This window comes from Pseudomonas sp. GD04058 (genome assembly GCF_029836855.1).
Classification (GTDB): Bacteria; Pseudomonadota; Gammaproteobacteria; order Pseudomonadales; family Pseudomonadaceae; genus Aquipseudomonas; species Aquipseudomonas bharatica.
Genome location: NZ_JAOECN010000066.1, coordinates 1 through 17,143 on the forward strand (window position 1 = coordinate 1; position 17,143 = coordinate 17,143).

At 63.0% G+C, this 17,143-nt stretch carries 18 protein-coding genes; 11 read left to right on the forward strand and 7 right to left on the reverse strand.

Annotated elements, in window-relative coordinates:
- The coding region (locus N7650_RS26990; protein ID WP_279900789.1) for a hypothetical protein at positions 1-353 on the reverse strand (353 nt) is incomplete at its 3' end.
- 101 nt (positions 354-454) lie between these two features.
- Entirely contained in the window at positions 455-1,015 is a 561-nt protein-coding gene (locus N7650_RS26995) for a DUF6436 domain-containing protein (protein ID WP_279900790.1), read from the reverse strand.
- 98 nt (positions 1,016-1,113) lie between these two features.
- Between N7650_RS26995 and N7650_RS27000 the strand changes: the two genes are divergently transcribed.
- Positions 1,114-2,046, forward strand: coding sequence for an alpha/beta hydrolase (locus N7650_RS27000; protein ID WP_279900791.1), 933 nt, complete (start codon positions 1,114-1,116; stop codon positions 2,044-2,046).
- Here N7650_RS27000 and N7650_RS27005 read toward each other — a convergent pair whose 3' ends face one another.
- A complete protein-coding gene (locus N7650_RS27005) occupies positions 2,047-2,796 on the reverse strand; it encodes a DUF2059 domain-containing protein (RefSeq protein WP_064301130.1) in 750 nt (249 codons plus the stop codon).
- A gap of 114 nt (positions 2,797-2,910) precedes the next feature.
- Here N7650_RS27005 and N7650_RS27010 point away from each other — a divergent pair, with 114 nt between their 5' ends.
- Both N7650_RS27010 and N7650_RS27015 read left to right on the forward strand, forming a co-directional pair.
- Positions 2,911-3,543 (forward strand): 2OG-Fe(II) oxygenase, encoded by a 633-nt coding sequence (locus tag N7650_RS27010; protein ID WP_279900794.1) that lies wholly within the window; start codon positions 2,911-2,913, stop codon positions 3,541-3,543.
- Positions 3,524-4,027, forward strand: coding sequence for a DUF523 domain-containing protein (locus N7650_RS27015; RefSeq protein ID WP_279900795.1), 504 nt, complete (start codon positions 3,524-3,526; stop codon positions 4,025-4,027). The genes N7650_RS27010 and N7650_RS27015 overlap by 20 nt, the downstream gene beginning before the upstream one ends.
- Positions 4,028-4,114: 87 nt before the next feature.
- Here N7650_RS27015 and N7650_RS27020 read toward each other — a convergent pair whose 3' ends face one another.
- The gene (locus N7650_RS27020; RefSeq protein ID WP_279900797.1) at positions 4,115-4,891 is read right to left on the reverse strand and encodes a transporter substrate-binding domain-containing protein; all 777 of its coding nucleotides are present in this window, start codon (positions 4,889-4,891) and stop codon (positions 4,115-4,117) included.
- 207 nt (positions 4,892-5,098) lie between these two features.
- Positions 5,099-6,328, reverse strand: coding sequence for a phosphoglycerate dehydrogenase (gene serA, locus N7650_RS27025; protein ID WP_009396704.1), 1,230 nt, complete (start codon positions 6,326-6,328; stop codon positions 5,099-5,101).
- 173 nt (positions 6,329-6,501) lie between these two features.
- Between serA and N7650_RS27030 the strand changes: the two genes are divergently transcribed.
- The 4 genes from N7650_RS27030 to N7650_RS27045 all read left to right on the forward strand — a co-directional run bounded on the left by N7650_RS27030 (position 6,502) and on the right by N7650_RS27045 (position 10,654).
- Positions 6,502-7,899 carry an FAD-binding oxidoreductase gene (locus N7650_RS27030; RefSeq protein ID WP_279900799.1) on the forward strand — a complete coding sequence of 466 codons (1,398 nt, stop codon included), beginning with the start codon at positions 6,502-6,504 and terminating at the stop codon, positions 7,897-7,899.
- A gap of 16 nt (positions 7,900-7,915) precedes the next feature.
- The gene (locus tag N7650_RS27035; protein ID WP_009396708.1) at positions 7,916-8,581 is read left to right on the forward strand and encodes a fumarylacetoacetate hydrolase family protein; all 666 of its coding nucleotides are present in this window, start codon (positions 7,916-7,918) and stop codon (positions 8,579-8,581) included.
- 153 nt (positions 8,582-8,734) lie between these two features.
- The gene (locus N7650_RS27040; protein ID WP_279900803.1) at positions 8,735-9,664 is read left to right on the forward strand and encodes an SdiA-regulated domain-containing protein; all 930 of its coding nucleotides are present in this window, start codon (positions 8,735-8,737) and stop codon (positions 9,662-9,664) included.
- A 90-nt stretch (positions 9,665-9,754) separates the two neighbouring features.
- Positions 9,755-10,654, forward strand: a complete 900-nt coding sequence (locus N7650_RS27045) for an SdiA-regulated domain-containing protein (protein ID WP_009396712.1) — start codon at positions 9,755-9,757, stop codon at positions 10,652-10,654.
- Positions 10,655-10,759: 105 nt separating this feature from the next.
- Here the strand turns inward: N7650_RS27045 and rpiA are convergent, their stop codons facing one another.
- Positions 10,760-11,431 carry a ribose-5-phosphate isomerase RpiA gene (rpiA, locus tag N7650_RS27050; protein WP_279900800.1) on the reverse strand — a complete coding sequence of 224 codons (672 nt, stop codon included), beginning with the start codon at positions 11,429-11,431 and terminating at the stop codon, positions 10,760-10,762.
- A gap of 131 nt (positions 11,432-11,562) precedes the next feature.
- On the opposite strand from rpiA, the gene ilvA reads away from it, so the two are divergent.
- Both ilvA and N7650_RS27060 read left to right on the forward strand, forming a co-directional pair.
- Entirely contained in the window at positions 11,563-13,077 is a 1,515-nt protein-coding gene (ilvA, locus tag N7650_RS27055) for a threonine ammonia-lyase, biosynthetic (protein WP_009396716.1), read from the forward strand.
- A gap of 40 nt (positions 13,078-13,117) precedes the next feature.
- Positions 13,118-13,546: a DUF2269 family protein gene (locus N7650_RS27060; protein ID WP_279900801.1), complete on the forward strand. Its 429-nt coding sequence runs from the start codon at positions 13,118-13,120 to the stop codon at positions 13,544-13,546.
- Between the two features lie 9 nt (positions 13,547-13,555).
- On the opposite strand, the gene N7650_RS27065 is transcribed toward N7650_RS27060, so the two are convergent.
- Entirely contained in the window at positions 13,556-14,212 is a 657-nt protein-coding gene (locus N7650_RS27065; RefSeq protein WP_279900802.1) for an HAD-IB family hydrolase, read from the reverse strand.
- A gap of 143 nt (positions 14,213-14,355) precedes the next feature.
- On the opposite strand from N7650_RS27065, the gene N7650_RS27070 reads away from it, so the two are divergent.
- Together N7650_RS27070 and ptsP are read left to right on the forward strand one after the other, a co-directional pair.
- Positions 14,356-14,835 carry an RNA pyrophosphohydrolase gene (locus N7650_RS27070; RefSeq protein WP_009396722.1) on the forward strand — a complete coding sequence of 160 codons (480 nt, stop codon included), beginning with the start codon at positions 14,356-14,358 and terminating at the stop codon, positions 14,833-14,835.
- 22 nt (positions 14,836-14,857) lie between these two features.
- Complete coding sequence (gene ptsP, locus N7650_RS27075) at positions 14,858-17,122, forward strand: phosphoenolpyruvate--protein phosphotransferase (RefSeq protein WP_009396724.1); 2,265 nt, start codon at positions 14,858-14,860, stop codon at positions 17,120-17,122.
- Positions 17,123-17,143: the final 21 nt, after the last annotated feature.

The following is a 17,143-nucleotide window of genomic DNA, read 5'->3' on the forward strand; positions in this document are numbered from 1 at the left end:
TTTTGCTTTTGTGCAAGCAGATCGCGCGCGGCCGTGAGCTTGTTTCCTATTACCTCAAGTTCTGAAAGTCCGTGAGGCGGTGGAGTCATTTTTTTTAGTGTGTCATCCAGGCTGGATGTAAGGTCTTTGTTTTGTTGGAAGTATTCCTCTTCGACTTGAGTCTTGTCTGCGTCGTGGTCTGTGACGATTTCGATTATCAGTGATCCTGGCTGGAATCGTGAAAGATAATGGGCCCCAGGGATTGTTTCATGTTCCCAGCGCGTTATTTCTGATGAAATATGGCCCGAGTTATTGTCGGGGTGCGTCGCAGTGATCGTTACTGCAGGTAAAGAAGTTGAATTTTGCTGTCGCATACAGGTAGCTCCTTCTCCATGTATGCGCAAAAATTTAGTTTTCTGATTTTTCTAGGTGCTGTAAATAACTATAGAGGGGGTCTCATTTATTTCGCTTTATTTCATCTTGCCCACTGGCAATAACACCCCACCGCCATCGTTTGCGTCACCTTCACCGGCCGGCCCTCGGTCAGCGCCTGCAGAATCGGTTCGATAAAGCTGTTGCTGGCATTGCAGGTGGCCCCTTCGCTGTAGGGTCCGAAGTAGGCAAGGTTGCCGTCCTTGTCCCAGATCGCCACGGCAGGGCTGGCCGGCAGGTGCTCGGCGCCGGGCAGGCTGGCGATGGGCTTTAGTGCGCCCAGGTTGGCGGGAAGCTGGCCGTGGGTGCCTGGCTTTTGCACTACATGGAAGGCCACGCCCTGCGGGCCGTAGTGTTCGATCAGTTCGCTCAGGTGCTGCTGGTTGCCGACGTTGCATGGGCAGGCCGGGTCCCAGAAGTGCACCAGGCGGATCGGGCCGGGGCCGGCAAGTTCGGGCGGCAGGCGCAGGTGGTCGCCGGCGAAGAGTGCGGTCTGGTTGTCGAAGGGGCGCAGGTAGCGGCTCTGGAAGTTGTCATAGGCCAGCCACAGCACGGCAGCGCAGAGGACGAGGGTGAGGGTGGCGAGCAGTGTTTTCCCCGACATGGGCAATACCGGCAAATAAAAGGGGGCCAGCTTGCCATGCCTCCGCCGACAGATGAATATCGCAGGTCAATCCTTCAGTACCTTTCCGGAAGCCTTCCATGTCCGCCTTGTTCCAAGCCGATCCCCTGCGTACCAGCCTGCCACCCCTGGCGGTGCGTCAGCCGTTGTCGGTCGAGGGCCAGGCGTACCAGCGTTTCTATGGCCTGGACCGGGTGCCTTGCGCGGCGAGCTGGCTGGGGCGTTTCTCCTGCGCGGGCTTCGAGGTCGTCAGCCAGGTCTGGCTGCCCGCCGAGCCGGTGGCGACGCTGGTGTTGCTGCACGGCTTCTACGATCACATGGGCCTGTACCGCCACGTGATCGACTGGGCACTGCAACAAGGCTTCGCGGTGATCTCCTGCGATCTGCCCGGGCATGGCCTGTCCAGCGGCGAACGCGCCAGCATCGATGATTTCGCGGTGTACCAGCAGGTTCTGGACGAAGTGTTCCGTCAGGCCGCCGGCCTGCAATTGCCGCAGCCCTGGCATCTTTGCGGGCAGAGCACCGGCGGCGCCATTGCGGTCGATCACCTGCTGCACCGCGGCGAAGGCAGCCCGGTCAGCGGCGAGGTGATCCTGCTGTCGCCGCTGGTGCGACCGCGGGCCTGGGGTTGGTCGAAGCTCAGCTATTTCATGCTCAAACCCTTCGTCAACGGCATCGCCAGGCGTTTCAGCGAGAACAGCAACGATCCGACCTTCCTCCCGTTCCTGCTTGCCGACCCTTTGCAGCCGCGTCGCCTGCCTACTGCCTGGGTGGGTGCATTGGTCCGATGGATACGGCGGATCGAGACAGCACCCGGCAGCCCGCGCCAGCCGCTGATCGTGCAAGGGGAAGCGGACATGACCGTGGACTGGCGCTACAACCTCGAGGTGCTCAAGGCCAAGTTCGACGCGCCGAAGATACTGCTGCTGCCCGAGGCCCGGCATCATCTGGCCAATGAGCTGCCGGACATTCGCCGGCGCTATTTCGCCTTCATCGAACAGCGCCTGGGCTGATCACCTCAGGTCCGAGGAGCTCTGGCCCACGGCGAGGCCGGCGCGGATCGCGGCCAGGGCGGCCTTGTAGTAGGCCTGGCCTTCGGCGGATTCGGCGAAGGTGGCGAACTCCTCCAGCTCGGCATCGGAAAGGTCGCGATAGACGTACAGCAGAGTGTTGTTCAGGTCTTCGCCGATCTGCTGCATCAGGCGCTGGCGCTGACCGTCCAGCATGCCCTGGGCCTGACCGCCGCCGAACAGGCCGGGAATCATCTGGCTGAGGCTGTCGGCGGCGACGCCGGCGATTGCCAGGCTAACCTCGGCGCCGGCTTCCCGGGCGGGCAGGGCCTGGGCCAGGTGGCCGATGATGAGCAGGCGGTTGTCGCTGGCCTGCATCTTCGGCAGGCCCTTGGCGTTCTTCGCCAACTGGTCGCGGCGGGTGGCGAGCAGTTCGGCGGCCACCACCTTGCGCCCCAGTGGCGACTGGAAGAAGGTCAGGGCGGGGGACGGGTCCTTCAGGTTGGCACGCAGTTGGGCGGCGGCGCGGCGATCCACGGCCTTGGCCTCGAAACGCTGGTTGCTGTTGTCCACCAGCGCCTGGAACACCGCGGGCGGCAGGCTTTTCTGGTAGCGCTGCTGGGCGGCGGCGATGGCATCGGAGAAGTGGGCGCGCTGCTCGGGCCAGCCGGCGACCTTGTACAGCTGATCGAGGGAGTCTGCCCTGACAGGCGTGGTGCAGATGATCAACAGCAGAAAAAACAAACGGCGCATTCAGGACTCCTGTCGGCAGGCGGCTATTGTCCGTGGCCTTGCGGGGCTTTGTCGAGACGCCAGTGCGTCGATGCGACCAAGTGGCGCTGTCGGTTTGGCCGCCGGCCCGTTACCATGCGCGCCATGCACATATCCTCCGAACATCCGCAGATTCCCGCTATTGTCGACGACCTCGCCAATCAGGGCTGGTCGCACCAGGCAATCTTCCTGCCCGAGGCGTTGACCCGGGCCCTGGCGGCCGAATGCCGGCAACGTGCCGAACAAGGCGAGCTGGCCCCGGCGGCAGTGGGGCGTGGCCAGGGCCAGGAAGTGCGCGAAGGCATACGTGGCGACCATATCCTCTGGATCGAACCCGGACAGTCCGAGGCCTGCGACCACTACCTGGCATTGATGGACGGTCTGCGCGAAGCGCTGAATCGCGACTTCTACCTGGGGCTGGAGGATTTCGAATGCCACTTTGCCCGTTACCCGGCAGGCACCTTCTATCGCAAGCACCTCGACCGCTTCCGTGACGATGACCGCCGCACCGTCTCGGCCATCATCTACCTCAACGAGGAGTGGGCGGCGCAGGACGGCGGTGAACTGCGCATCTACCTGGCGGACGGCAGCGAGCGGGATATCCCGCCAGTGGGCGGCAGCCTGGTCGTGTTCATGTCCGCCGACCTGCCCCATGAGGTGCTGATGGCGCATCGCGAGCGTCTTTCGGTCACTGGCTGGTTCCGCCGTCGTGGCAACGACCCCTTCTAATCTGTCGCGGGTGCTGGTGAGCGCCTGCTTGCTCGGCCAGCCGGTGCGCTATGACGGGCGTGCCAGCGGGCATCCCGATCTGTTGCAAACCTGGCAGAAGCAGGGGCGGGTGGTGCCGCTGTGTCCGGAGGTGGCGGGTGGGCTGCCGACGCCTCGGCCGCCGGCGGAAATTCCCGGCGGGCAGGGCGGGGCGGTGCTGGATGGCGAGGCGCAGGTGGTGACGGTGCTCGGGGAGGATGTCAGCGCCGAGTTTCTCGCCGGGGCGCGGATGGCCCTGGAGCTGGTGCGGCGGCACGGGATCCGCGTGGCGGTGTTAAAGGCGGGGAGTCCGTCCTGTGGCAACCGGCTGGTTTATGACGGGACCTTCAGTGGCAACAAGGTTGCCGGTGAGGGGGTTACCAGTGCCTTGCTGCGGCGCGAAGGGGTGCTGGTGTTCAGTGAGCTGGAGCTGGAAGAAGCGGCTCGGGCGCTGGATTCGCTGTGATCTTCAGGGCCTCATCGCTGGCAAGCCAGCTCCACAGGGTGTGGGAGCTGGCTTGCCAGCGATGAGGCCATCAGCAGCGCTGAATATCTACTGCTTGGGCGGCTCGCTCGCATCCACCCCAAACCACTTCTTCGACAATTCGCTCAGCCGGCCATCGTCCTTGACCCGCTGCAACGCGTTGTCCAGCGCACTCTGGAACGCCGGGTTGCCCTTCTGGAACGGAATCGCCAGCTTCAGCACCGGCCCCATCGTCGCGCCTTCGGCCACCGGCAGGTTGCGTTCCTTGATTGCATAGGGAATCAGCAGGCGATCACTGACGGCGCCGTCGATCTGGTCGTCCGCCACTTCCTTGATCGGCTGGATCGCATCCTTGTAACTGCGCAGGTCCACGCCTTCGACGCTCTGTGCCTGGGCGGCGAACGAGCTGCCCTGGACCACCCCGAGGCTGTGGCCCTTGAAGGCTTCGAGGTCATGCAGCGGGCGCTTTTCTTCCTGGCGCACGATCAGTTGGGCGATGGTGTAACTGTAGGGATTGCTGAAGTCCAGTCGCTCTTTCAGTTCCGCAGTGGTGGCAATCTGATTAATCGCCACATCGTATTTGCCGCTTTCCACGCCTGGCAGAAGTTCGGCCGGGTCCACCACGATGAAGTCGGCATTTACGTCCAGCTCTTTGGCGAGCATCTGCCCCAGTTCCACTTCGAACCCGCTCAGTTGCCCGGCGGTATCACGGAAGTTGAACGGTGGCGTTTTAGCTTCAATGGCGATTCGCAATTCGTTGCGGTCGGCGATTTCGTCGAGAATATCCGCATGTGCCCACGGGCTGAGCAGGCTGGCGGCCAATAGTGCCCCGGTAAAGAAACGCATCTGAGCCCCTTCTTCTCATTGGCAATTAAACACAGGGTTGCCGCGGCTTCTGTCATGGCCCCGGTCAAGAGCCCCTTGTGACCGCATCCTTCCCCGGATGTTTAACCCTAGTTGAAATATTTCCGTCGGAATCATGCAACTTCATGTTTTCAACGCAAATAAAAAAGGGAGGCCATCAAGGCCTCCCTTTTCAACAGCGCAAGGAACTCAGAACAGAACGCGGGAACGGATGGTGCCCTTGACCTGTTGCAGTTTCTCTTGAGCCAGGTCCGAGTACTCGGCGTCCACGTCGATTACCACGTAACCCACTTTCTCGTTGGTCTGCAGGAACTGACCGGAGATGTTGATGCCGTTCTCGGCGAAGACCTTGTTGATCTCGCTGAGCACGCCCGGGATGTTTTCGTGGATGTGCAGCAGGCGGTGCTTGCCAGGGTGGGCCGGCAGGGCGACTTCCGGGAAGTTGACGGACGACACCGAGGTACCGTTGTCGCTGTACTTGACCAGCTTCTCCGCCACTTCCAGGCCGATATTGGCCTGGGCTTCGGCGGTGGAGCCGCCGATGTGCGGGGTCAGGATCACGTTGTCCAGGCCGCGCAGCGGGCTTTCGAACTCTTCATCGTTGGAGCGCGGCTCGACCGGGAACACGTCGATGGCGGCGCCGATCAGGTGCTTGTCCTTGATCGCGGCAGCCAGGTGTTCCAGCTGGACCACGGTACCGCGGGCGGCGTTGATCAGGATCGAGCCCTTCTTCATCGCACGGATTTCCTTCTCGCCGATCATCCACTGGGTGGATGGCAGCTCAGGCACGTGCAGCGAGACGATATCGGCCAGGCCCAGCAGTTCGTGCAGGCTGGTGACCTGGGTGGCGTTGCCCAGCGGCAGCTTGGTCAGCGGGTCGAAGAAGAACACCTGCATGCCCAGGCTTTCGGCCAGGACCGACAGTTGGGTACCGATCGAGCCGTAGCCGACGATGCCCAGCTTCTTGCCGCGGATCTCGAAGGAGTTGGCCGCGCTCTTGATCCAGCCGCCACGGTGGCAGGACGCATTTTTCTCGGGGATGCCGCGCAGCAGCAGGATGGCCTCGGCCAGCACCAGCTCGGCAACGGAGCGGGTGTTGGAGTACGGCGCGTTGAACACCGCGATGCCGCGCTCGCGGGCTGCGTCCAGGTCGACCTGGTTGGTGCCGATGCAGAAGCAGCCGACGGCAACCAGTTTCTTGGCGCAGTCGAAGATCTCTTCGGTCAGTTGAGTGCGGGAGCGGATACCGATGAAGTGGGCATCGGCGATCTTTTCCTTCAGATCTGCTTCCGGCAGGGAACCGGTGAGGTACTCGATGTTGGTGTACCCGGCGGCCTTGAGGACGTCCACGGCGTTCTGGTGGACCCCTTCGAGAAGAAGGAACTTGATCTTGCTCTTATCGAGAGAAGTCTTGCTCATCTGCGTAAACCTGTGTCCCGGAGAAAAATGGCTGGGAAGTGAAGCTGTCGCAGAATCGGCGGGGAAGCACGATCAGCGGGGGGGCGTATGCTAGCATACCGGCGCCGCGCTCAGACCATCCCCGGCACGTGAAGTGTGCTCAGGGTGACCATGAATAGTTCGAGAGTTCCATCATGATCGATCCCGTTCTGCTTGCTGAACTGACGTCCCTTGTCGAGCCCGGCAAGGTCCTGACCGATGCCCCTTCCCTGGAAGCGTATGGCAAGGACTGGACCAAGCACTTCCCGCCCGCGCCATCGGCCATCGTCTTTCCCAGGACCGTCGAGCAGGTACAGGCCATCGTCCTCTGGGCCAACCGGCACAGGATCGCCCTGGTGCCCTCGGGCGGACGCACGGGCCTGTCCGCCGCCGCTGTCGCGGCCAATGGCGAGGTGGTGGTGTCCTTCGACTCCATGAACCGTATCCTCGACTTCAATGCCTTCGACCGCACCGTGGTCTGCCAGCCTGGAGTGGTTACCGCGCAATTGCAGGCCTTCGCCGAGGAACAGGGGCTGTATTACCCGGTGGATTTCGCCTCGTCGGGTTCCAGCCAGATTGGCGGCAACATCGGCACCAATGCCGGCGGAATCAAGGTCATTCGCTACGGCATGACCCGCAACTGGGTTGCCGGGCTCAAGGTGGTCACCGGCAAGGGCGACCTGCTGGAACTGAACAAGGACCTGATCAAGAACGCCACCGGCTACGATCTGCGCCAGTTGTTCATCGGCGCCGAAGGCACCCTGGGCTTCGTGGTCGAAGCGACCATGCGCCTGGATCGCGCGCCGAAGAACCTCACCGCGATGGTCCTCGGCACCCCCGATTTCGACTCGATCATGCCGGTGTTGCACGCCTTCCAGAGCAAGCTGGACCTGACGGCGTTCGAGTTTTTCTCCGACAAGGGCCTGGCCAAGATCCTCGATCGTGGCGATGTACCGGCGCCGTTCGCCACCGAATGTCCTTTCTATGCCCTGCTGGAGTTCGAGGCCACCACCGAGGATGTCGGCAACGATGCCCTGGCGCTCTTCGAGCACTGCGTCGAGCAGGGCTGGGTGCTGGACGGGGTGATGAGCCAGAGCGAGCAGCAGTTGCGCAATCTGTGGAAGCTGCGCGAATACCTGTCGGAAACCATCTCGCACTGGACCCCGTACAAGAACGATATCTCCGTCACCGTGGCCAAGGTCCCGGCGTTCCTGCGGGATATCGACGTGATCGTCAACGAAAGCTACCCGGATTTCATCGTGGTCTGGTACGGCCACATCGGTGATGGCAACCTGCATTTGAACATCCTCAAGCCCGACGACATGAGCAAGGACGAGTTCTTCGCCGAATGCGCGGTGGTCAACAAGCAGGTGTTCGAAGTCGTCGAGAAGTACAACGGATCGATTTCCGCCGAGCATGGTGTCGGCATGACCAAGCGCGACTACCTCGCCTACAGCCGCTCGGCGGCGGAAATCGACTACATGAAGGCAGTCAAGGCGGTGTTCGATCCCAACGGGATCATGAACCCGGGCAAGATCTTCGCCCCCGAATGACCCACAGGAGCCGGAAATGAGCTATCAGCACCAATATGTAGACGGAACGCGCATCCACTTCCCGCTGGGTAAAGTGGTGTGCATCGGGCGCAACTACGCCGAACACGCCAAGGAACTGGACAACCCGATTCCCACCGAGCCGCTGCTGTTCATCAAGCCGGGCAGTTGCGTGGTGCCCCTGGAAGGTGGTTTCGCCATTCCGGTCGAACGTGGCTCGGTGCATTACGAGGCGGAAATCGCCGTGCTGCTGGGCAAGTCCCTGTCGCCGAAGCCCTCCGAGGAAGAAGTGCTGGACGCGATCTCCGGCTTCGCCCCGGCCCTGGACCTGACCCTGCGCGACCTGCAATCGCAATTGAAGGACAAGGGCCTGCCCTGGGAACGCGCCAAGTGCTTCGATGGTGCCTGTGTCCTGCCGCCGTTCGTGGTTGGCAGCACCTTCGAGGACCTCGCCGATATCGGCATCCGCCTGACCATCAACGGCGAAGTGCGCCAGGACGGCAACAGTGCGCTGATGCTCAACCCGATCGTGCCGATGATCCAGCACATGGCATCGCAGTTTTCCCTGCAGGCTGGCGATGTGATCCTCACCGGTACCCCGGTAGGCGTCGGCCCGCTGAACCCTGGCGATGAACTGGTACTGGAGCTGCCAGGCGCCAGCCGTTTCGAAGGCAAAGTGCTCTGACCCGGAATGGGGCAGCCGCAATGGCTGCCCCATTTGTCCATTCATTCGTCGGTTTTCCCGTTTTTTTCACAAATCATCTGGATAATTCCCACCCGGTCTTGCGGCTGCTTGCGTCAGCCGGACACAACAACAGGAATTTCTCCGATGGCCACCCTGACTTCCGGCTCTTCAGGCGACCCCTTGTCGCCCGCGCGCAAGCGCCCCATCGCCCTGCGCTGGTCCACCTGGCTGGTGACGGCCGCCGTGATCGGCTACGGCGTGGCCATTGCGATGCATTGGGACGACCGCGGCATGCTGTGGCTGCAGGAGCGCTTCCAGAACCAGGTTACCCAGAAGGCCAGTGTCTGGTTGCCTGACTACCAGGTCGATATCGATGCCAAGGTGCTGCCAGGCATGGAGGACGATGAGGCCTCCGACCTGTCCTACCATCCCGGGCGCAAGACCCTGTTCGCGGTCATGGGCAAGAACCCCTTCCTGGTCGAGCTCAACCTCGACGGCGACGTACTGCGCAAGATCCCGCTGCACGGCTGGTCCAATCCCGAGGGCGTCGCGGTGCTCGCCGATGGTCGCCTGGCCATTACCGACGAGCGCCAGCACAGCCTGACGCTGGTCAGCCTCGACGACGCCACCACCGAGCTGAATATCAAGGACTTCCCGCACTACGATCTCGGCCCTTCGGCTAACCAGAACAAGGGTTTCGAGGGTATCGCCTGGGATCCGGCGCAACAGCGGCTGATCCTCGGTGAAGAGCGTCCGCCCAAGCTGTTCAGCTGGCGTACCGATGGTCGTTCGGACCTGGCCGGGACCAAGCAGGAGCTGGCCAACGACGACCTGGACCTGCGCAATCTCTCGGGCCTTGGCGTGGACCCGCGTACGGGCCATCTGCTGGTACTGTCGGCAGACTCCAACATGCTGCTCGAACTGGACAAACAGGGCGAGCAGGTCAGCTTCATGACCCTGCTTGGCGGTTTCAATGGCCTGAAGAACCGTATTCCACGGGCCGAAGGCGTGGCCATGGATGAAGCGGGCACCCTGTACATGGTCAGTGAGCCGAACCTGTTCTATCGCTTCCACAAGCAATGACGGAAGATTTTTCCGATAGTGGCATTAAGCTTCATTTCAGCTGACTATGGTGAGATTCAGGCCGTTCCGTTTCCTGCCTGAGTCTTGCCGATGCGCCTGCGTATTCCTCTCCTTGTGTTCCTCGTTGCCCTGCTGGCCGTCCTGGCCTATGCCGGGCAGCACTATCGGCTGTACGAGCGCGGCTGGTTCAACCTGAAGACCTGGATGCAGCCGTCCGGCCAGAGCATTGGCCTCGACCGTTATCGCGTGGTGATCGAGGCCCGTCCCATTGAAGGCCTGTCGGACGATCTGTCGGCCCTGACCTACGACCCCGACCGCAAAAGCCTGTTTACCGTGACCAACACCAACCCCGAGCTGATCGAATTGTCGCTGGAAGGTCGGGTTCTGCGTCGGGTGGCATTGACCGGGTTTGGTGATCCGGAGGCGGTGGAGTATGTCGGGCGTGACAGCTATGTGATCACCGACGAGCGTCAGCAGCGTCTGATCCGGGTGCGGCTGACGGATGACACGCCGTTCCTCGATGCCAAGGATGCCGAGCAACTGACCCTGGGTATCGGCCTCAACGGCAACAAGGGCTTCGAAGGACTGGCCTGGGACCAGCAGGGCAAGCGCCTGTTCGTCGCCAAGGAACGCGACCCGATGCTGATCTACGAGGTGCATGGTTTCCCTCATGGCAACCCGCAACAGCCGTACGCGGTGCATGTGGTGCAGGACCGCAAGCGGGATTCGCGGTTGTTCGTGCGGGATCTGTCGAGCCTGCAGTTCGACGAGCGCAGCGGGCATCTGCTGGCCTTGTCGGATGAGTCCAAGCTGGTGCTGGAACTGGATGTGCAAGGGCGGCCGGTGGGCAGTCTGTCACTGCGCAAGGGGTTCCAGGGCTTGAAGCAGAGCGTGCCGCAGGCGGAGGGGATTGCCATGGACGGGGATGGGACGCTGTACCTGGTGAGTGAGCCGAACCTGTTCTATGTGTTCAGGAAGGCAGATCGGTAGAGCAACACCGAACCCTGTGGGAGCGGGTTCACCCGCGATTGCGTCGGTGAATCCACTATCGTAATCGCGGGTGAACCCGCTCCCACAGGGGATCGCGTCGCCCCGTCAGGCCTTGAGGGTCTTCACGCCTTCACTGGTGCCCAGCAACAGCAGGTCTGCCGGACGCGCCGCGAACAGGCCGTTGGTGACCACGCCGACGATCGCATTGATCTGGCTTTCCAGCTCCACCGGATTGGTGATCTGCAGGTTGTGCACGTCGAGGATGATGTTGCCGTTGTCGGTCACCACACCTTCGCGGTACACCGGGTCACCGCCCAGCTTCACCAGCTGGCGCGCCACATGGCTGCGCGCCATCGGGATGACTTCGACCGGAAGCGGGAAGGCACCCAGCACCGGCACCAGCTTGCTGGCGTCGGCGATGCAGATAAAGGTTTTCGCCACTGCCGCGACGATTTTCTCGCGGGTCAGGGCTGCGCCACCGCCCTTGATCAGGTTGAGGTGCTCGTCGCTCTCGTCGGCACCGTCGATGTAGAACTCCAGCTCGCTCACGGTGTTCAGCTCGTAGACCGGGATGCCATGGCCCTTCAGGCGTGCGGCAGTGGCCTCGGAGCTGGCCACGGCGCCGTCGAAGGCGGTCTTGTGTCGGGCCAGGGCGTCGATGAAGCAGTTGGCCGTCGAGCCGGTGCCGACACCGATGATGCTCTTGGCATCCAGGTGCGGCAGGATGAAATCGACAGCGGCCTGGGCGACGGCCTGTTTGAGTTGGTCCTGGGTCATGCGGGCTCCGAAGCGGGAGTATCGTGAAGCCGGGCATTATAGCGGCTAAAACCCCGGGTTTGCTGTGGTCGCCCGACAAGGCGCTGCGGTAGACTCCGATCCCCCGTCCAGCCGCCCGTGATGCTTTCCCGATGCTCGAACAGTACGTCAAGAAGATCCTCACCTCGCGCGTCTATGACGTCGCCGTGGAAACCCCTCTGCAGGCTGCCGGCCAGCTCAGCAAGCGCCTGGGCAACCAGATCCTGCTCAAGCGCGAAGACCTGCAGCCGGTGTTTTCCTTCAAGATCCGCGGCGCCTACAACAAGCTGGCGCAGTTGAGCGAGCAGGAGCGCGCGCGCGGCGTGGTCACCGCCTCGGCCGGCAATCATGCCCAGGGTCTGGCCCTGGCAGCGCGGGAAATGGGGGTCAAGGCGACCATCGTCATGCCGCGCACCACCCCGGAAATCAAGGTTGAAGGTGTGCGCTCCCGCGGCGGCAAGGTGGTGCTGCATGGCGATTCGTTCCCCGAGGCGCTGGCCTATTCGCTGAAACTGGTCGAGGAAAAGGGCTTCGTCTACGTCCACCCCTACGACGATCCGCACACCATCGCCGGCCAGGGCACCGTGGCCATGGAAATCCTGCGTCAGCACCCGGGCCGCCTGGACGCGATCTTCGTGCCGGTCGGTGGCGGCGGGCTGATCGCCGGCATCGCCGCCTACGTCAAGTACCTGCGCCCCGAGATCAGGATCATCGGCGTCGAACCGGACGACTCCAACTGCCTGCAGGCCGCCATGGCCGCCGGCGAGCGCGTGATCCTGCCGCAGGTCGGGCTGTTCGCCGATGGCGTGGCGGTGGCGCAGATCGGCCAGCACACCTTCGACATCTGCAAGGAACACGTCGATGAAGTGATTACCGTCAATACCGATGAGATCTGCGCAGCCATCAAGGATATCTACGACGATACCCGCTCGATCACCGAGCCGGCCGGCGCCCTGGGCGTTGCCGGGATCAAGAAGTACGTGGAGCAGCACGGCCTGGCCGGCCAGACCCTGGTGGCCATCGACTCCGGCGCCAACGTCAACTTCGACCGCCTGCGCCATGTTGCCGAACGCGCCGAACTGGGCGAGGGTCGCGAGGCGATCATCGCGGTGACCATTCCAGAGCAGCCGGGCAGCTTCAAGGCGTTCTGCGAGGCGATCGGCAAGCGCCAGATCACCGAATTCAACTACCGCTACCACTCCGGCAGCGAAGCGCACATTTTCGTCGGCGTACAGACCCACCCGGACAACGATCCGCGCAGCGCGCTGATCCAGCAACTCACGGAGAAGGGCTTCCCGGTCACCGACCTGACCGACAACGAGCTGGCCAAGCTGCATATCCGCCATATGGTCGGCGGTCACGCGGTCGGGGTCAGCGATGAAATGGTCCTGCGCTTCGAGTTCCCCGAGCGTCCGGGAGCGCTGTTCAACTTCCTCAACAAGCTGGGCGGGCGCTGGAATATCTCGATGTTCCACTACCGCAACCATGGCGCGGCGGACGGCCGCGTGGTCGCCGGCCTGCAAGTGCCGGAAGACGAGCGCCACCTGGTGCCGGCGGCGCTGGCGAAGATCGGCTACCCGTACTGGGACGAAACCGACAACCCGGCCTACCGGCTGTTCCTCGGCTAAGCGGCTACGCTTTGAGCAACGCCCCGAGGAAATCGCCCCCATGGAACCGCTGACCGCCCTGAAAACCGCTCATGTGCTGGCTACCGTGCTGCTGCTTGGCAGCGCACTGGGGCTGGCGGTCTGGACCTGGAGAGCCCGGCGCACGGGTGATGCGGCAGCGGGCGGGCGGCTGCTGGCGCGGCCGCAGGGTTTTCTCTGGCTGTCGATGGGCATCGGCCTGGTGAGCCTGCCGTTTACCGGCTGGTGGCTGGTCCACCTGGTTGGCTGGCCGCTGGGGCAGACCTGGGTGCTGGGTTCGAGCCTGCTGTATACCTTCGGCGCGCTGGCCTGGTTCTGGCTGCTGGCCCGGATCAATCACCTGCGTAGCGCGCCGGACGCGGGCAAACCCCGGTTCACCCTGGCCCTGGCGTTGTTCAGCGGCATCTGTTTCATCGCCATCGCCGGCTTGATGGGCGCCAAGCCGGTCTGACGTCCTGGCTTAATCGCGCAGGCTGATCACCGGCCAGCCGCGTTTTTCGGCCTCGGCCCGCAGGTTCGGGTCGGGATCGACCGCCACCGGATTGTCCACCTGCTCCAGCAGCGGCAGGTCGTTCATCGAGTCGCTATAGAAGTAGCTGCCTTCGAGTGTCAGCCCGTTCTCTTCCAGCCAGCGCTTCAGGCGGGTCACCTTGCCTTCGCGGAAGCACGGCACATCGATGCTGCGCCCGGTGTAGCGGCCGTCGACCAGCTCGCATTCGGTGGCGAGCAGGGTTTCCACCTCCAGGCGCTTGGCGATAGGCCCGGTGATGAAGCGGTTGGTGGCGGTGATGATGACCAGCTTGTCGCCAGCGTCGCGGTGTTTCTTCAGCAGGGCCAGGGCCTTGGGCAGGATGATCGGTTCGACGCAGTCGCGCATGAAGTCGCCATGCCATTCGTCGAGCTGGGCCATCTCGGTGGTGGCCAGGATCTCCAGGCTGAAGTTCAGGTAGGCCTGCAGGTCCAGCTTGCCGGCCAGGTAATCCTGGTAGAAGGCGTCGTTGCGGTTCTGGTACTCGACCGGATCGAGAATGCCGCGGGCGCACAGGTAGTCGCCCCAGGCGTGGTCGCTGTCGCCGCCGAGGAGGGTATTGTCCAGATCGAATAAAGCCAGGCGCATCGAAGAGTCACTCGCATAACATCTGAAAAGTCCCACAGAATACGGACTTTTCACAACGCTGCACATAAGGTATGGCGGGCGCGTTGCTGGGCTTGCTGGCTTTGTGGAACAATGCGGCGACATGCGTTTGCGAGGTTGCTGCCGTGATCGACCCCGATGGTTTTCGCCCCAATGTCGGGATCATTCTCACGAATGATCTTGGACAGGTGCTATGGGCCCGGCGAATCAACCAGGATGCCTGGCAGTTTCCACAAGGGGGAATCAACCCCGATGAAACACCGGAAGATGCTCTGTACCGCGAGTTGAATGAAGAAGTAGGTCTCGAGCGTCAGGACGTGGAAATACTTGCCTGCACCCGTGGCTGGTTGCGTTATCGTTTACCCCAACGTCTGGTCCGTACCCACAGCCAACCGCTGTGCATCGGCCAGAAACAGAAGTGGTTCCTGCTGCGGCTGGTTTCCAACGAGCAGCGGGTGCGGATGGATCTCACCGGCAAACCGGAGTTCGATGGCTGGCGCTGGGTCAGCTATTGGTATCCGCTGGGCCAGGTAGTGACATTCAAGCGCGAAGTGTACCGCCGCGCGCTCAAAGAGCTTGCCCCGCGCCTTCTGGCGCGCGACTGACGACGGAGTTCGACCCCGAGCCATGCTCAATACGCTGCGCAAGATCGTCCAGGAAGTTAACTCCGCCAAGGATCTCAAGACGGCGTTGGGGATCATCGTCTTGCGCGTCAAAGAGGCCATGGGCAGCCAGGTCTGCTCGGTCTACCTGCTCGACCCGGAAACCAACCGTTTCGTCCTGATGGCCACCGAGGGCCTGAACAAGCGCTCCATCGGCAAGGTCAGCATGGCGCCGAACGAGGGCCTGGTCGGCCTGGTCGGTACCCGGGAAGAGCCGCTGAACCTGGAAAACGCCGCCGACCACCCGCGCTACCGCTACTTCGCCGAGACCGGCGAGGAGCGGTTCGCCTCCTTCCTGGGTGCGCCGATCATCCACCACCGTCGCGTGGTCGGGGTGCTGGTTATCCAGCAAAAGGAGCGGCGCCAGTTCGACGAAGGGGAAGAAGCCTTCCTCGTCACCATGAGCGCGCAGCTCGCCGGGGTTATCGCCCACGCCGAGGCCACCGGTTCGATCCGCGGCCTGGGTCGCCAGGGCAAGGGTATCCAGGAAGCCAAGTTCGTCGGCGTGCCGGGCTCGCCGGGAGCCGCGGTAGGTACTGCGGTGGTCATGCTGCCGCCGGCCGACCTGGATGTAGTGCCGGACAAGACCGTCACCGACATCGACGCTGAACTCAAGCTTTTCAACAACGCCCTCGAAGGCGTGCGCAGCGACATGCGCACCCTCTCGGCCAAGCTGGCGACCCAGCTGCGCCCGGAAGAGCGGGCGTTGTTCGACGTCTACCTGATGATGCTCGACGACGCGGCCCTGGGCGGCGAGGTGGTCGAGGTCATCAAGACCGGCCAATGGGCGCAGGGCTCCTTGCGCCAGGTGGTCGGCGAGCACGTCAACCGCTTCGAACTGATGGACGATGCCTACCTGCGCGAGCGTGCCTCGGACGTCAAGGACCTCGGCCGGCGCCTGCTGGCCTACCTCCAGGAGGCCCGCCAGCTGTCGCTGGTCTACCCGGACAACACCATCCTGGTCAGCGAAGAACTGACCCCGGCCATGCTCGGCGAAGTGCCGGAAGGCAAGCTGGTGGGCCTGGTGTCGGTGCTGGGTTCGGGCAACTCCCATGTGGCGATCCTCGCCCGAGCCATGGGCATTCCCACGGTGATGGGCCTGGTCGACCTGCCGTATTCCAAGGTCGACGGCATCCAGATGATCGTCGATGGCTACAAGGGCGACGTCTATACCAACCCCAGCGATGTGCTGCGCAAGCAGTACGCCGATGTGGTCGAGGAGGAGCGCCAGCTGGCCCAGGGCCTTGATGCCCTGCGCGAACTGCCGTGCGAAACCACCGACGGCCACCGCATGCCGCTGTGGGTCAACACCGGCCTGCTCGCCGATGTGGCCCGGGCGCAGCAGCGTGGCGCCGAGGGTGTCGGCCTGTACCGCACCGAAGTGCCATTCATGATCAACCAGCGTTTCCCCAGCGAAAAGGAACAGCTGGCCATCTACCGTGAGCAACTGGCTGCTTTCCACCCGTTGCCAGTGACCATGCGCAGCCTGGACATCGGGGGCGACAAGGCGCTGTCCTATTTCCCGATCAAGGAAGACAACCCCTTCCTTGGCTGGCGCGGCATCCGCGTTACCCTCGACCATCCGGAGATCTTCCTGGTCCAGACCCGCGCCATGCTCAAGGCCAGCGAAGGCCTGAACAACCTGCGCATCCTGCTGCCGATGATCTCCGGCATCCACGAGCTTGAAGAAGCCCTGCACCTGATCCACCGTGCCTGGGGCGAGGTGCGCGACGAAGGCACCGACGTGCCGATGCCGCCGGTGGGCGTCATGGTGGAAATCCCCGCGGCCGTGTACCAGACCCGCGAACTGGCGCGCCAGGTGGACTTCCTCTCGGTCGGTTCGAACGACCTGACCCAGTACCTGCTGGCGGTGGACCGCAACAACCCGCGCGTCGCCGACCTCTACGACTACCTGCACCCGGCGGTGCTCCAGGCCCTGCAGCATGTGGTCACGGCGGCCCATGCCGAAGGCAAGCCGGTGAGCATCTGTGGTGAAATGGCTGGTGACCCGGCGGCTGCGGTATTGCTGATGGCGATGGGCTTCGACAGCCTGTCGATGAACGCCACCAACCTGCCGAAGGTGAAATGGATGCTGCGCCAGATCAGCATGGGCAAATCGAAGGAAATGCTCGCGCAGGTCATGGAGATCGACAACCCGCAGGTTATCCACAGCACCTTGCACCTGGCCCTGAAGAACCTGGGCCTGTCGCGGATGATCAATCCGCACTGAACCTCTTTTGTATTCAAGGGC

Coding starts and splice junctions, on each gene's coding strand:
- N7650_RS27065 (WP_279900802.1), bottom strand. CDS start 14,212: ATGCGCCTGGCTTTATTCGATCTGGACAATACCCTCCTCGGCGGCGAC.
- N7650_RS26995 (WP_279900790.1), bottom strand. CDS start 1,015: ATGTCGGGGAAAACACTGCTCGCCACCCTCACCCTCGTCCTCTGCGCT.
- serA (WP_009396704.1), bottom strand. CDS start 6,328: ATGAGCAAGACTTCTCTCGATAAGAGCAAGATCAAGTTCCTTCTTCTC.
- N7650_RS27010 (WP_279900794.1), top strand. CDS start 2,911: ATGCGCGCCATGCACATATCCTCCGAACATCCGCAGATTCCCGCTATT.
- rpiA (WP_279900800.1), bottom strand. CDS start 11,431: ATGACCCAGGACCAACTCAAACAGGCCGTCGCCCAGGCCGCTGTCGAT.
- N7650_RS27035 (WP_009396708.1), top strand. CDS start 7,916: ATGAGCTATCAGCACCAATATGTAGACGGAACGCGCATCCACTTCCCG.
- ptsP (WP_009396724.1), top strand. CDS start 14,858: ATGCTCAATACGCTGCGCAAGATCGTCCAGGAAGTTAACTCCGCCAAG.
- ilvA (WP_009396716.1), top strand. CDS start 11,563: ATGCTCGAACAGTACGTCAAGAAGATCCTCACCTCGCGCGTCTATGAC.
- N7650_RS27000 (WP_279900791.1), top strand. CDS start 1,114: ATGTCCGCCTTGTTCCAAGCCGATCCCCTGCGTACCAGCCTGCCACCC.
- N7650_RS27060 (WP_279900801.1), top strand. CDS start 13,118: ATGGAACCGCTGACCGCCCTGAAAACCGCTCATGTGCTGGCTACCGTG.
- N7650_RS27045 (WP_009396712.1), top strand. CDS start 9,755: ATGCGCCTGCGTATTCCTCTCCTTGTGTTCCTCGTTGCCCTGCTGGCC.
- N7650_RS27030 (WP_279900799.1), top strand. CDS start 6,502: ATGATCGATCCCGTTCTGCTTGCTGAACTGACGTCCCTTGTCGAGCCC.
- N7650_RS27005 (WP_064301130.1), bottom strand. CDS start 2,796: ATGCGCCGTTTGTTTTTTCTGCTGTTGATCATCTGCACCACGCCTGTC.
- N7650_RS27020 (WP_279900797.1), bottom strand. CDS start 4,891: ATGCGTTTCTTTACCGGGGCACTATTGGCCGCCAGCCTGCTCAGCCCG.